The following is a 12,750-nucleotide window of genomic DNA, read 5'->3' on the forward strand; positions in this document are numbered from 1 at the left end:
CCGGTTTTCACCGGCCGCGGGGCAGGGGTTCAAATTCGGCGCGCGAGGGGGTTAGGGAGCCGAACCAGAGACCAGACGCTATGCCGGGACGGATTACGCCAGCGTGGCGGAGGGATGTCTTGTTGGTAAGGTAGGCGCTGGTGTTTGGCTCAACCCGCACACCGCCTGGAGCAATATTTCACGGCGTCCCAGTCGCGCGCCCATTTCCTGCGCCAGCTGAATGGACGCTGGCAGGTCGGGCAGGTTTTCTGAGGTAGGTCCTGCCTGGCGGTGCCGGCGTCATTGACGTGTTTACGGCTCATCTGCCGTCGACCAACCGCCGGGTCAGCGATTGCAGCGCCGGACGGACCAGGAGGAAGACACGGTAGAGACCTTCTCCGATCCAGACGAAGGGCGGCACGGCTGCGACATGGCCAAGCCAGCGCCAGCCGGGAGTGTCCTTCCAGAGTTCCGCGAACGCGGCAGCGCCCGAGACCAGACGGCCATCGCCCCGGCGCACATGAAACCGCTTCATCAAGGTGTCGCGAGATAGCGCCATGTCTTCGGGAACGCGCCGGGAAATGTCGCAAAACTGAGAAGATGCGCCCTGGCGCTTGTAGAGCCCGATTTCGGCGCGGCAGAGCGGACAGCTGCCATCGTAGAAGACCGTGGACTGCGGCCCTTGCGGAGCGGGGCTGTCATCAGCGGGGTTCGGCTTAGTCGTTTTTTCGTTTTCCGGTGCCATATGGTGAAAACTAGTCTGTTCCGGTGCCGGGAAAAGCGAAAAAGAGGTCTGTACGAGTGACGCGTCCGAATGCCGCGATTATCGGTGCCGGTCTGGCCGGAGCGGCCTGCGCGCGCCAGCTGAAGGCCGCCGGGTACGAGGTCGTCCTGTTCGACAAGGGGCGCGGTCCGGGTGGGCGCCTGTCAACGCGCCGGGCCGACACCCCGCTTGGAGAGATCGCGTTCGACCATGGCGCGCAATTCCTCACCGCGCGGTCGGACAGTTTCCGCGCCTTTCTCGCTCAAGCCTGCAAAGACGGATTTGCTGCCGAGTGGGCCGGCCGGGTCGTGTCGATCGACCGCGGCGGCAACAGCGTGCCGCTCAAGGCTGATACCCGCTATGTCGGCACGCCGGGGATGAATGCCATCGTGAAGGCTGCGCTTCATGAGCTGGATGCGCGGTTCGCGCACCGCGTGACACGCCTGTCCGGCAAGCCGGGCGCCTGGACGCTGCGTTTCGAGGACGGATCGAAAGCCGGACCGTTCGACCGGATCGCCATCACCATTCCGCCCGAACAGCTGATCGACCTGCTGGCGCGCAGCGATGGCGATTTTCCGGAGATGATCCTGGAAGCGCGCGACGCCAGAATCGCGCCCTGCCAGGCGGTGATGGCGGCTTTCGATGCGCCATTCGATCCGGGCTTTGCCGGCGCAAAGTTGCTGGGCGGGGGTGTGCGCTGGATCGCGCGGATGAATTCGCGCCCCGGCTATAGCGGGCCGGAGGCCTATGTGCTGCATGCCTCGCCGGACTGGTCGCGCGTTCATCTGGATGCGGAGCCTGAAGATGTCATCCGCACGCTGTGCGAGGAGATGTTCGTGCGGTTCGGCCTGCCCAGACCAGACTGGGCCAGCGCCCATCGCTGGCTCTATGCGCTGAGCGAAGAAGCGCCCGGGACCCCGGCGGCGATCGACGAGACCGGAACGGTGGGCTGTGGGGGAGACTGGCGGCTCGGGCCGCGGGCGGAATTTGCCTGGACGAGCGGCGAGGCGCTCGCACAAAGGCTCGCAGGCAAACTCTAGGCTTCTTGCGGCGCCGGCTTGATCAGGAAATGGCCGCGAAGCCCGGCCACATGAGCGCCGCGGCGCTCCTGCCAGGCTTCCACGCTGACATTGGCCACGCGTGAGCCCTGGCGGGTGATCGAGGCCCTGGCGTACACGTCGGCCGGCTTGCCTGGACGCAGATAATCCACAGACACATCGATCGGCTTGGGTAGCGCCAGCAACGGAGTTGCCGCCAGGAGGGCCGCCGAGGCGGTGATTTCCATGAAAGCCCCGATCGCCCCGCCATGCAGGGCGGGAATGAGCGGGTTGCCGATCAGCGCCTCCGCGTAGGGCAGGGTGGCAGTGAGCTCGTCGCCGTGATTGTCGAAGCGCACGCCAAGCTTCTGCACATAGGGCGCGGACAGGAGAAGCTCGAGACGCTCGATCATGTCTTCACCTGCGAGATCGGAGATGCACCGGCCTTCATTTCGGCGCGGGCGCGCTTGGCCGCAGCCTCGCCCGCCTTGGTGACCATGAAGGCGGCGGTGGCCCGTGCGACCGGATCGTCCCGGTCTCCGTCATGCGCGATGGCGGAGACGAAGGCGAAGAGGCCCGACACCTTCACGCACTCGGCTTCGGCCAGAACATCTTCGCCCGGGCGGGCCGGACGCATGTAGTCCAGGCGCAGATCCAGTGTCGCATTCGCCTTCTTGCCGCCCATCGCGGCAAAGGCCGCCATGCCGCACGCATGATCGAGCAGGGCCGTCACAACGCCGCCATGGAGCACGCGGGTTTCCGGATCGCCGATCAGATCTTCGCGATAGGGTGCGCGGATCGACGCGCCATTCGGCGTAATGGTTTCAAGCTGGAAGCCCAGCGCTGCGGCATGCGGACTGCCGTCGACCAGAAACGGGCGCAGAGAATCGAGATGGGCCTGAATATCGTCGCTCATGTCCGGTGGTGTAACGCGGAAGGCGAAACAGAGCTAGGCCGCGTGACGGCGGTACACGATGGCTTCCAGGCCGTTGACGAGCTCGGCCCGGATCTGGGCGTCAGCGCCGCGCAAATCGTCCAGGCGTGCCAGCGTGGACCGGTGCAAAGCCACGATCTCGCGGGCTTGCGGGGTCAGCGTGCTCACCGATTCCAGAAACTGGCGCAGAGAGCGGCCCACGCGCGCACCGATCGGGTCGCCGCGGCGCATGGACTGGAACGCCATGTCGTCGGCCTGGTTGAGAGCGGCCTGGACGCTGTCCACCAGACCGGCGCCCACATCAAGCCCGCGCTTGAAACCGATGGACTCGTCGGGCTGCGGGGGGCAGCGGCGGCGACGGTCGGGGCCAGTAAAGCGCGACGTGGCGATGAAGCGGGGGCGGTGCGTCGTGATCTGATCGAGACGCGTGCGGATCGTGCCGGCCGAGAAGGGGCGAAGCAGCAGGCCATCGGCGCCGGCATTGCGGGCGTCCTCAATGTCGATGACGGGCCGGCGTTCGGTCAGCAGCACCGCTTCGGCACGCCGGGCCGGGCTTTCGATCGCCCGCATACGGCGAACGACGCGCAACGCGTCGGTTTCGGAATCCGGCGACCAGCCGACGATGAGGATGGAGTCGGGTGTATCGGCAACGATCTGGTGCGCGTCGACTGGGCAGGCGGTTGGAGTGATCGTCTCGGCACCGATGAAGCGCAGGATTTCCACCGTCAGGCGCCGCAGGAAACCTGTCGGCTCATAAACGACCAGCGTGCGCTTGTCCCAACTCGGTTTGGGCTTGACGCTGTCATCAACGATTTCGAAATTATCCATTACCGCCCCCGGCACTCTTGCAAGGCGGTGTGGATAACTCGAAGCGGCTGGGAATGCGCGCGCTTTCTGGTGGTGTGGTAAACCCTGTGTTTACAAGGTTGGACGCGACCTATCGGTTCGAAACGGCCCGGATAACACGCCAGACAATCCAGATCGGGATGACCAGGACCGCGCCGAGGAAGAAATACTGGACGGCCCACCCCAGTGAATCGGCGATGATCACGAAGAAGCTGCGCCAGGCCTCACCGACCGCGCCGAAGAAATCGACCCAGAGCGTGGCCGGGTCGACATTGAAAACCGCGAGGACAAGGCCGGCCAGCACGCACAGGAAAAAGATCGCGATCAGGTCGGATGGCCGGATCGAGAGCAGGCGGCTCAGGAAGGTCTTGCGCGGGGCCGCGTCTTCGGAGCGTGTGGGGCTATCGTTACTCATGGGCGTCTTGTCTCCGGCAAATGCGGCGGGGTGATGGCGCCCCGCCGCGTTCGCGTGACAGGCCGGCTATTCGGCCTTCTTCTGAATTTCCACCTGGTGAGGATAGGGGATTTCGATCCCGTTTTCATCAAATGCGATCTTGATCGCCTTGAGCATGTGGAAATGCACCGGCCACAGATCGCCGGAATTGACCCAGGCGCGCACCGTAATGTCCATCGAGGAGCCAGCGTGGGCGCTGACCTCGCAGAAGAGCGGGGGATCCTGGAGAACCCGGTCATCGGCCTCGAAGACCTCCCGGATCACGCGCTGCGCCTTGTCGATATCGTCGTCGTAGGAGACGGAGAAGACAAAATCGGCCCGGCGGGTGGGGTAGGCGGAATAATTGGTGATGACATCGCCCCAAGCCTGACCGTTGGGCACGATGATCTGCTTGTTGTCGACCGTGTTCAGCTCGGTGAAGAACAGGGTGATGTCCTTCACGCTGCCGGTGGCGTCCGCGATCTCGACGAAGTCGCCGATGCGGTAGGGACGAAACAGGATCACCATCACCCCAGCCGCGAAATTGGACAGCGTGCCTTGAAGGGCGAGACCGATCGCCAGGGCCAGCGCACCGAGTGCGGCAACGATCGACGTTGTCTCAACGCCGAACCGGTTGAGCACGGCGATCAATACGATCGCCAGGATGGCGTAATAGGCGGTGGACGAGAAGAAGCCAGCGAGCGTCGCATCGATGCGCTCGCTTCGAAGTGAGGCGTTGCGAATCTTGCGCTTCACCAGCCCGGCTATCACGAAGCCGACAACCAGAATGAGTGCGGCCAGAAGCACGTTGAGGGCCGCCGTTGCGCCGACCCGGACGACGTATTCGAGGATCTGGCCAGGCTGGAAGCCTTCCATATTCGTAGGTGACATAGTCGTTCTATCTCCTGCTCGATCAATGGCTCGGTCGGGAGATAGCATCATGAGTGCGCCGGGGCGAACCGGGCGGCCAGAAGCTCCTCAAGCGTTTCGAGACGATCGGCCTCTCCGGCCGGCTTGTCCCACCGGATGCGGTGGATGCGCGGAAAGCGCATGGCGATGCCGGATTTGTGACGCGCCGATTTCTGCAGGCCTTCGAACGCGATCTCGAGAACCAGGCCTGTCTCCGGGCCGGCCTCGACCGACCGCACCGGTCCAAACCGCTCGATCGTGTTGTCGCGCACGAACTTGTCGAGCTGCTTCAGCTCCGCATCGGTAAAGCCGAAATACGCCTTGCCGACCGGGACAAGGCCGGGGCCGTCCTCACCCTCGCGCCAGACGCCGAACGTGTAGTCGGAGTAGAAGCTGGAGCGCTTTCCGTGACCGCGCTGGGCATACATCATCACAGCATCGACCAGGAACGGGTCCCGTTTCCACTTGAACCACGGCCCCTTGGGACGGCCCGGCACGTACTCGCTGTCCAGCCGCTTGAGCATCACACCTTCCGCGACTGCGTCGGGGGGATCGGAGCGCAGCGCGTCGAGTGCGTCCCAGCTGGAGACCGGAACAAGTTCGGAAATGTCGAAGCGATCAGAGGGGATGGTCTGGACGAAGCGTTCCAGACGGGCGCGGCGCTCGCGGAGCGGAAGGCGGCGAAGATCTTCCGTCCCGTCGATCAGCAAATCATAGGCCCGGATGAAAGCGGGGTAGCGCTCCATCATCCTGGCCGAGACGGTCTTGCGGTTGAGGCGCTGCTGAAGGTCGGAAAAGGGCGCGACCCCGCCCGAACCGTCCCGGACGAGGAGCTCCCCGTCGATAGCGCCGTCAAATTCGAGGGCGGCCAGGATATCGGGAAAGGCGTGCGAGATGTCGTCGCCGGTCCTTGTGTAGAGCCGGCGCACGCCCTCTTCGGCGACCGCCTGAATGCGGATGCCGTCCCATTTCCATTCCGCGGCGTAGTCTTCCGGGTCGTAGCTGTCGAGGACATCGAGAGTCGCCGCCGTGGCCAGCATGACCGGGCGGAAGGGAGCCTTCGCCGCGCTGACCGGCTTGTCTGCCCGACCGTCAAGCCATGCGAAGAGGGTCTCGTAAGGCGGCTCGAGCCCGTGCCAGAGTTCCTCGATCTCGGTAATGTCCCTGCCGCCATACTGGGCCAGCGCAGCCTTGGCCAGCCGGGCCGAAACACCGATGCGCAGGCCGCCGGTCACCAGCTTGAGCAGTGCCCAGCGCCCGGTGGCGTCCAGCGCGTCGAGCCAGTCCTGAACCAGCTCGGGGGCCTCGGCCCGGCTCGCGGCCGTCAGCGCCTCGACGACCTCCGTCAGCTCCGGTGTCCGGTTCGCTCCGTGGCGGGCAGGCCACAACAGGGCCGTGGTTTCAGCGAGATCGCCGACATAATCGTAGGACAGCTCGAACAGGACCGGATCGCAGCGCCGGGACACCAGTTCGCGGATCATGGCGGGCTTGGCTCTCTTGAATTCCAGATCGCGCGTGATCGCCGCAAGGGCAAAACCCCTGTCCGGATCGGGGGTTACAGAGAAATACTCCGTCAGAAGACGAATCTTGGCGTTTCGCGCGGGGCTTAAAGACAGCCGGTCAAGAAGTCGGGCAAAGCGTTGCATTCCTTGCGATATAGGGAGTGTTCGCGCCGGTTTCCCGCACCGCTCTGCCTGAAAGGCATTGGCGATAAGGCTTTTGGTTTCGCGCCACCCGGTTTAATCGTGGGTGAGTGATAATCATTCGCCACGGGAGGGGAACCATGGCCAACGAGAACACGGCTGAGACCGTCGAGCACCAGAAGGGCATTCTGGGACTCATCGAACGGGCGGGGAACCGGCTTCCGGACCCGGTCTTCATCTTTCTCTACCTCATCATCGTCATGGCCGTGGTCTCCCAGGTTACGGCCTGGCTCGGCCTTGCGGTTGACCATCCCACGCGTGTGGCGCCGGATGGCGGACCCGCGCAAGTCGAGGCGATCAGCGTGTTCAGCGCCGCGGCGCTGCAGCACCTGCTGGTCGAGATGCCTGAAATCTTCACCGGCTTCCACCCGCTCGGCTATGTGCTGGTGGTGATGCTGGGCGCAGGCGTGGCCGAACGCGCCGGACTGTTCGGGACCGCGATGCGCGCGAGCGTGCGCAATGCGCCGGCTCTCTTGCTGACACCCGCCGTGGCCTTGATCGCGATGATCGGCAACCTGGCCGCCGACGCGGCCTATGTGGTGCTGATCCCGCTGGCCGGGGTGATCTTCGCGGCTGCGGGCCGTCACCCGATTGCCGGCATTACCGCGGCGTTCGCCGGGGTGTCGGGCGGCTTTTCCGCCAACCTCTTCCCGGGCCAGCTCGACGCATTGCTCTTCGGGATTACGGAAGAGGCCGTGATCCAGCTCGCTCCCGACTGGACGATGAATATCGCCGGGAACTGGTATTTCATCATGGCGATGACGTTCGTCTTCCTGCCCGTCATCTGGTTCGTCACCGACCGCATCATCGAGCCGCGTCTGGGCCGGTGGACGGGCGGGGCGACCCCTGGCGACGTTGACGACGCCGATGACGATCCCAGCGCGCCGCTGACCGATCGACAGAAGGCCGGACTGCGCAACGCGCTGGTGGCGATCATCGCGGTCGTGGCGCTGTGGCTGGTGCTGACCATCGACTTCGTGGCGCTGGTCACGGGCGGAGCCGCGTCGATGTATGGCGGGGATGTGCCTCTGCTCAACGAAGACCCCACGCTCTCCCTGACCCAGCAGCTCGTGCCCTTCTTCTCTTCGCTGGTGGCCGGATTCATGATCCTGTTCATCCTGGCGGGCTGGGCCTACGGCGCGACAGCCGGGACGATCAAGAACCACCGCGATGTCGTGGAAATGATGGCCGGCGCCATGAAGGACATGGGCTATTATCTCGTGCTGGCGTTCTTCGCAGCGTATTTCGTCGAGATGTTCAACCTGTCCCAGCTCGGCCTGATATCGGCGGTGAACGGCGCGGATGCCATTCGCGACTCCGGCCTGCCGCTGCCGCTCGTGCTGGGCCTGCTCGTGCTGTTTACCGGGGTGCTGAACCTGTTCGTGGGGTCAGCCAGCGCCAAGTGGGCGCTGCTCGCGCCGGTGCTGGTGCCGATGCTGATGCTGCTGAGCGTCAGCCCGGAAATGGCGACGGCCGCCTATCGCGTCGGCGACGGGGCCACCAACATCATCACGCCGCTGATGGTCTACTTCCCGCTGGTCCTCGTGTTTGCGCGCCGCTGGGTGCCATCGTTCGGCCTGGGCTCGCTGACGGCATCCATGGTGCCCTATTCGATGTGGCTGCTGATCTCGGGCATCCTGATGACGATTATCTGGGTGTATCTGGGCCTGCCGCTCGGCCCCGGGGCCAGCGTCGCCTACGAGCTGCCACAGGGCATGTAGCCTCGAGGCTCGCCTTCAATCTCGAACCGGAACGCCCCGCCAGTGCGGGGCGTTTCCGTGTCGCGCGATGAGAAGGAGATACCCATGCCCGCAAAATCTGCTGCCCAACAGAAAGCTGCCGGTGCCGCACTCTCGGCCAAGCGCGGCGAGACGGAGCCCGACGAGCTCAAGGGCGCCGCAAAATCGATGTATGACAGCATGTCGGAAGACGAGCTTGAGGACATGGCCGACGCGTCCCGCAAGGGCAAGGACGAGCACAATTCGAAAGATTGAAGACTCGGCCCAGCCATCTGTCATTAAAAAAGCCCGGCACGCGCGTGCCGGGCTTTTTGTCTGAAGACGCAGGAAATCTGTCTAGATGCTGGTCAGCCAGGACGGCTTGACATAATCGAGCCCGAGATCGTCGGCGACCGGCTTGTAGGCGACCTTGCCGGCATCGACGTTCAGACCGTGGGCGAGCAGCGGATCATCGTTGAGCGCCTTGCGGGTGCCCTTGTCGGCCAGCGCGCGCATGAAGGGCAGCGTCGCGTTGGTCAGGGCCAGGGTCGAGGTGCGCGCCACGGCACCGGGCATGTTCGCCACGCAGTAGTGAACCACGCCGTCCACGATATAGGTCGGGTCGTCGTGAGTGGTGGCCCTGGAGGTCTCGAAACAGCCGCCCTGGTCGATCGCGATATCAACCAGCACCGAGCCCTCTTTCATGGTCTTGACCATGTCGTGCGTCACCAGCTTGGGTGCGGCGGCGCCGGGCACCAGCACCGCGCCGATCACGACATCGGCTTCCTTCACAGCGTCGTCCAGAGCCGCTTTTGTCGAGAAACGCGTGCTGATGGTACCACGGAAGAGGGAATCGAGTTCGGCCATCTTCGAGATGGAGCGATCGAATACCGTCACATCCGCGCGCATGCCGACGGCCATCTCCGCCGCGTGGCTGCCGGAAACGCCGCCGCCGAGGATCATGACCTTCGCCGGGCCCACACCCGGCACGCCGCCCAGCAGCATGCCGCGTCCGCCATTGGACTTCTGCAACGCAGCGGCCGCCACCTGGACCGACATCCGGCCCGCGACTTCCGACATCGGACGCAGAAGCGGCAGGCGGCCTTCACGATCTTCGACCGTCTCGTAGGCGATCGCCGTGCAGCCGGACTCCATCAGACCCTGTGTCTGGCGGGGGTCTGGGGCCAGGTGCAGATAGGTGAACAAGGTGTGGTGCTCTTTCAGCCGCGGATACTCGACGGGCTGAGGCTCCTTCACCTTGACGATGAGTTCTCCCTTTTCAAACACCTCATCGGCGTCAGGGAGAATGGTCGCGCCGACCCGCTCGTAATCGGCGTCGTAGAAGCCGACACCGTCGCCTGCGGTGGACTGGACGAAGACCTCATGGCCTGCCGAGATGAGCTCTGCAGCGCCGTTCGGCGTCAGGCCGACACGGTATTCGTGAACCTTGATTTCCTTGGGGACCCCGATGCGCATGGCACGCTCCTGTGGCTGTAACGGGCCATCTCGGGCACCGTCTGAAAAATCGGCGAGACCGTATTTCGGACAAAGAAACTTCGCAAGAGGCTTCAAAAATACGCAAAATTGCACGATTTAGTGCTAAATAATCGAAGAAAATTCTGTTTACGTCCGGCTTTTTGATCCATGTTGGCGCAGTCTTCGAAAACGGGCTTGCCGGGAGGTCGTGCCATGCGCCTTGATACTGTCGATCACGCCATTCTTGGCGTTCTCCAGGAGGAAGGCCGCTTGTCGAATGCGGACCTGGCCGAGCGTGTCGGGCTGTCGGCGTCAGCCTGCCACCGCCGGGTACGTATGCTGGAATCCAGCGGCGTGATTTCGAACTACGTCGCTTTGCTCGAGCCGGAAGCGGTCGGCCGGCGGCTGATGGTCGTGGCCTTCGTGACCCTGGAGAACCAGAGGCGCGAGACCATGGAGTCGTTCGAGGCTGCAGTGGCCGACATAAAAGAGGTGATGGAGTGTTCGCTGATGGCCGGGGCGGAGGATTATATCCTGCGCATCATGGTGCGGGACGCGCGAGACTATGAGCGCGTGCATCGCGAACGCCTGTCCGGCTTGCCCGGTGTCGCACGCCTGGTGTCCAACATGGTGTTGCGCCGGGTGTTCGCGCGGACGGCGTTGCCACTGGGATAAAGGCACAGCGCCGCACGCTGCCAACACGGGTTGGTTTGGTCCGGTTAACAGGTAAAAATACCGTCGGCTTTTTCAGACAGGGATACGAGGACGCCGAACGCATGACGCCTGAGCCTTCGCTATCGGAGCTGCCCGACGGGATTTCCCAGTCGGTGCTCGGCCAGCTCCCTGTCTCTCTCGTGGTGACAGACCCACGACAAGATGACAACCCGATCATTTACGTCAATGGCGCCTTCGAGCGGACCACCGGCTATGCACCCGAAGATGTGATCGGTGAGAATTGCCGCTTTCTGCAGGGCGAAAACACCGACCCTGACGACGTGCATTGCCTGCGCGACGCGATCGTACGCAAACAGGAAGCCGCGGTCGATATCGTCAACTACCGCAAGAATGGCGAGGCCTTTCTGAACCGGCTGATCATCACGCCGGTCTTCGACCGGGACGGTGAGCTGATCTATTTCATCGGCTTCCAGTACGAACACCGCGATCAGAAAACCTACATGGATCGCGCGCGCGAACTGGATTCGCGGCTGCGCGAAATCCAGCACCGGGTGAAGAACCATTTGTCGATGATCGTCTCGTTGATCCGCATTCAGGCAAGCCGTCTTGAACCGCAGGCCGCCGCAGCGATGCTCGCCCAGCGGGTCGAGACGATCGGGCTGCTCTATGAGCAGGTCGACGCGGCGCGCAAGTCCGAGGCCCAGACCATCGATCTGCAAGTCTATCTCGAGCAGGTCTGCAAAGCGCTCAGCGGGCTGTCCAACGAGGTCGATGTCGAACTCGATGTCACCGGCACCGATGTCGTCTATCCGGTTGAGGATGCCGCGCGGCTGGGCCAGGTCGTCTCCGAGGTGCTGACCAATGCCCTGCAGCACGCCTTTGCCGGCATCGATGGCAGGGACAAGAAGGTTTCGGTTGAACTCGTTACGTCGAAGGATCAGCTTGAACTCGTCGTCAGCGACAATGGCAAGGGGCTTGGCGAGGCCGAGTGGCCGAACGGAAGCGGCCTGGGCGGCCATATCGTGAAAGACCTGGTCGCTCGCCTTGATGGCGAAATGACGATAGACAGCGGCGACTGGGGCACGGTGATCAAGCTCCGCTTTCCCTATTCCAGCTAGACAGGGCGCCTACCGCCATGACCGATGACCGCTATGCCGGGCTGGATCAGCTCGGATCGAAGACCGACGCCCCGACGCGGCCCGAAGATGCGAGGCTGGAGCGCGTGGAGAACCCGGCGTCGGAAACCGACTACCTTGTCCGCTTCGCGGCCCCTGAATTTACCTCGCTCTGCCCGGTGACTGGCCAGCCCGACTTTGCCCACCTTGTGATCGACTACGCTCCGGACCAATGGATCGTCGAATCCAAGTCGCTGAAGCTTTTCCTCCAGAGTTTCCGCAATCACGGTGCCTTCCACGAGGCGTGCACGCTGATGATCGGCCAGCGCATCGTGGACGAGTGTGCGCCCAAATGGCTGCGCATCGGAGGATACTGGTACCCGCGCGGCGGAATCCCCATCGACGTCTTTGCTCAGTGGGGCGAGGCCCCGCAGGGACTCTGGGTGCCCGATCAGGGGGTTGCGCCCTATCGGGGCCGCGGGTGAACGACGCGTTCACCTCGTTGTCGCAGGCGTGAACGCGTCACTCTGACCGCATTCATGATCGGTGAGTCAGTTTGGAGATGTTCCGGCGCACAGGCGCGGGACAGGTTTCAAACGGAGGCACGATCTAACATGCTGAAACTTCTTCTCACCACCGGCCTGGTTGCTGTCGGGCTCGCCGGTGCGTCCAGCGCCGCCGAGGCGCAGGCCCGCAATCAAGTGCGGATCGATCAATCGGGCTATTCCAATGAAATCGCTGCGCGCATGGACGGGCACCGTCAGCGCCTGTCGATCTCCCAGCGCGGCGGATCCCACTATGTGCGGACCTATCAGGACGGTTCACGCAATGCGGTTGGCGTCGCTCAATCCGGCCGGGCGAACACCGCCTTCGCCGATCAGAACGGACGTCGCAATGAAGTGGTGATCGGTCAGGAAGGGCGGAATAACTGGGCCGACAGCGCCCAGCGCGGAACCAACAATATCGTTGGTGTCGCCCAGATCGGCGACGATCACACGGCCCGTACCACGCAGAGCGGATCGAACAACGCGCTCGGCGTCATCCAGGTTGGCGAAGGCCAGTATTCCGACGTGCGCCAGAGCGGCAGCGGGAATGTGACCCTGGTCCTCCAGGGCGGTCACTGATCCTGAGAGGCTGTCCCGGTCCGGCCGGGGCAGCCTGC

General features: G+C 63.8%; 16 protein-coding genes. 7 read left to right on the top strand and 9 right to left on the bottom strand.

From position 1 onward, the window contains the following. Positions 1-149 precede the first annotated feature (149 nt). Positions 150-302 carry a DUF2256 domain-containing protein gene (locus E5162_RS02070; protein WP_135943286.1) on the bottom strand — a complete coding sequence of 51 codons (153 nt, stop codon included), beginning with the start codon at positions 300-302 and terminating at the stop codon, positions 150-152. After that, on the bottom strand, positions 299-724 hold the full coding sequence (locus E5162_RS02075) for a thiol-disulfide oxidoreductase DCC family protein (RefSeq protein WP_135943287.1): 426 nt from the start codon (positions 722-724) through the stop codon (positions 299-301). Before E5162_RS02075 ends, E5162_RS02070 begins: the two co-directional genes overlap by 4 nt. Positions 725-780: 56 nt before the next feature. Here E5162_RS02075 and E5162_RS02080 point away from each other — a divergent pair, with 56 nt between their 5' ends. Next, positions 781-1,782 (top strand): NAD(P)/FAD-dependent oxidoreductase, encoded by a 1,002-nt coding sequence (locus E5162_RS02080; RefSeq protein WP_158291168.1) that lies wholly within the window; start codon positions 781-783, stop codon positions 1,780-1,782. On the opposite strand, the gene E5162_RS02085 is transcribed toward E5162_RS02080, so the two are convergent. The 6 genes from E5162_RS02085 to E5162_RS02110 form a co-directional block, all read right to left on the bottom strand. Continuing rightward, complete coding sequence (locus E5162_RS02085) at positions 1,779-2,192, bottom strand: PaaI family thioesterase (RefSeq protein WP_135943289.1); 414 nt, start codon at positions 2,190-2,192, stop codon at positions 1,779-1,781. The genes E5162_RS02080 and E5162_RS02085 overlap by 4 nt on opposite strands. Then, a complete protein-coding gene (locus tag E5162_RS02090) occupies positions 2,189-2,695 on the bottom strand; it encodes a PaaI family thioesterase (protein ID WP_135943290.1) in 507 nt (168 codons plus the stop codon). The genes E5162_RS02085 and E5162_RS02090 overlap by 4 nt, the downstream gene beginning before the upstream one ends. Positions 2,696-2,728: 33 nt before the next feature. After that, positions 2,729-3,541: a response regulator gene (locus E5162_RS02095; protein WP_135943291.1), complete on the bottom strand. Its 813-nt coding sequence runs from the start codon at positions 3,539-3,541 to the stop codon at positions 2,729-2,731. A gap of 109 nt (positions 3,542-3,650) precedes the next feature. Beyond that, a complete protein-coding gene (locus E5162_RS02100) occupies positions 3,651-3,974 on the bottom strand; it encodes a DUF6460 domain-containing protein (protein ID WP_135943292.1) in 324 nt (107 codons plus the stop codon). Positions 3,975-4,040: 66 nt separating this feature from the next. Then, positions 4,041-4,883: a mechanosensitive ion channel family protein gene (locus E5162_RS02105; RefSeq protein ID WP_233342120.1), complete on the bottom strand. Its 843-nt coding sequence runs from the start codon at positions 4,881-4,883 to the stop codon at positions 4,041-4,043. 47 nt (positions 4,884-4,930) lie between these two features. Then, positions 4,931-6,547 carry a cisplatin damage response ATP-dependent DNA ligase gene (locus tag E5162_RS02110; RefSeq protein ID WP_135943293.1) on the bottom strand — a complete coding sequence of 539 codons (1,617 nt, stop codon included), beginning with the start codon at positions 6,545-6,547 and terminating at the stop codon, positions 4,931-4,933. Positions 6,548-6,684: 137 nt separating this feature from the next. Between E5162_RS02110 and E5162_RS02115 the strand changes: the two genes are divergently transcribed. After that, entirely contained in the window at positions 6,685-8,325 is a 1,641-nt protein-coding gene (locus E5162_RS02115) for an AbgT family transporter (protein ID WP_135943294.1), read from the top strand. An 84-nt stretch (positions 8,326-8,409) separates the two neighbouring features. Continuing rightward, complete coding sequence (locus E5162_RS02120) at positions 8,410-8,598, top strand: DUF3008 family protein (protein ID WP_135943295.1); 189 nt, start codon at positions 8,410-8,412, stop codon at positions 8,596-8,598. Positions 8,599-8,679: 81 nt separating this feature from the next. On the opposite strand, the gene ald is transcribed toward E5162_RS02120, so the two are convergent. Next, the gene (ald, locus tag E5162_RS02125) at positions 8,680-9,798 is read right to left on the bottom strand and encodes an alanine dehydrogenase (RefSeq protein ID WP_135943296.1); all 1,119 of its coding nucleotides are present in this window, start codon (positions 9,796-9,798) and stop codon (positions 8,680-8,682) included. A gap of 213 nt (positions 9,799-10,011) precedes the next feature. Here ald and E5162_RS02130 point away from each other — a divergent pair, with 213 nt between their 5' ends. The 4 genes from E5162_RS02130 to E5162_RS02145 all read left to right on the top strand — a co-directional run bounded on the left by E5162_RS02130 (position 10,012) and on the right by E5162_RS02145 (position 12,712). Beyond that, positions 10,012-10,473 carry an Lrp/AsnC family transcriptional regulator gene (locus E5162_RS02130; protein ID WP_135943297.1) on the top strand — a complete coding sequence of 154 codons (462 nt, stop codon included), beginning with the start codon at positions 10,012-10,014 and terminating at the stop codon, positions 10,471-10,473. 101 nt (positions 10,474-10,574) lie between these two features. Beyond that, positions 10,575-11,591, top strand: coding sequence for a PAS domain-containing protein (locus tag E5162_RS02135; protein WP_135943298.1), 1,017 nt, complete (start codon positions 10,575-10,577; stop codon positions 11,589-11,591). A gap of 17 nt (positions 11,592-11,608) precedes the next feature. Then, the gene (gene queF, locus E5162_RS02140) at positions 11,609-12,073 is read left to right on the top strand and encodes a preQ(1) synthase (RefSeq protein WP_135943299.1); all 465 of its coding nucleotides are present in this window, start codon (positions 11,609-11,611) and stop codon (positions 12,071-12,073) included. 129 nt (positions 12,074-12,202) lie between these two features. Continuing rightward, positions 12,203-12,712: a curlin-associated protein gene (locus E5162_RS02145; RefSeq protein WP_135943300.1), complete on the top strand. Its 510-nt coding sequence runs from the start codon at positions 12,203-12,205 to the stop codon at positions 12,710-12,712. The last annotated feature ends 38 nt before the right edge of the window (positions 12,713-12,750 follow it).

The organism is Marinicauda pacifica (genome assembly GCF_004793635.1).
In the GTDB taxonomy this organism is placed as follows: Bacteria; Pseudomonadota; Alphaproteobacteria; order Caulobacterales; family Maricaulaceae; genus Marinicauda; species Marinicauda pacifica.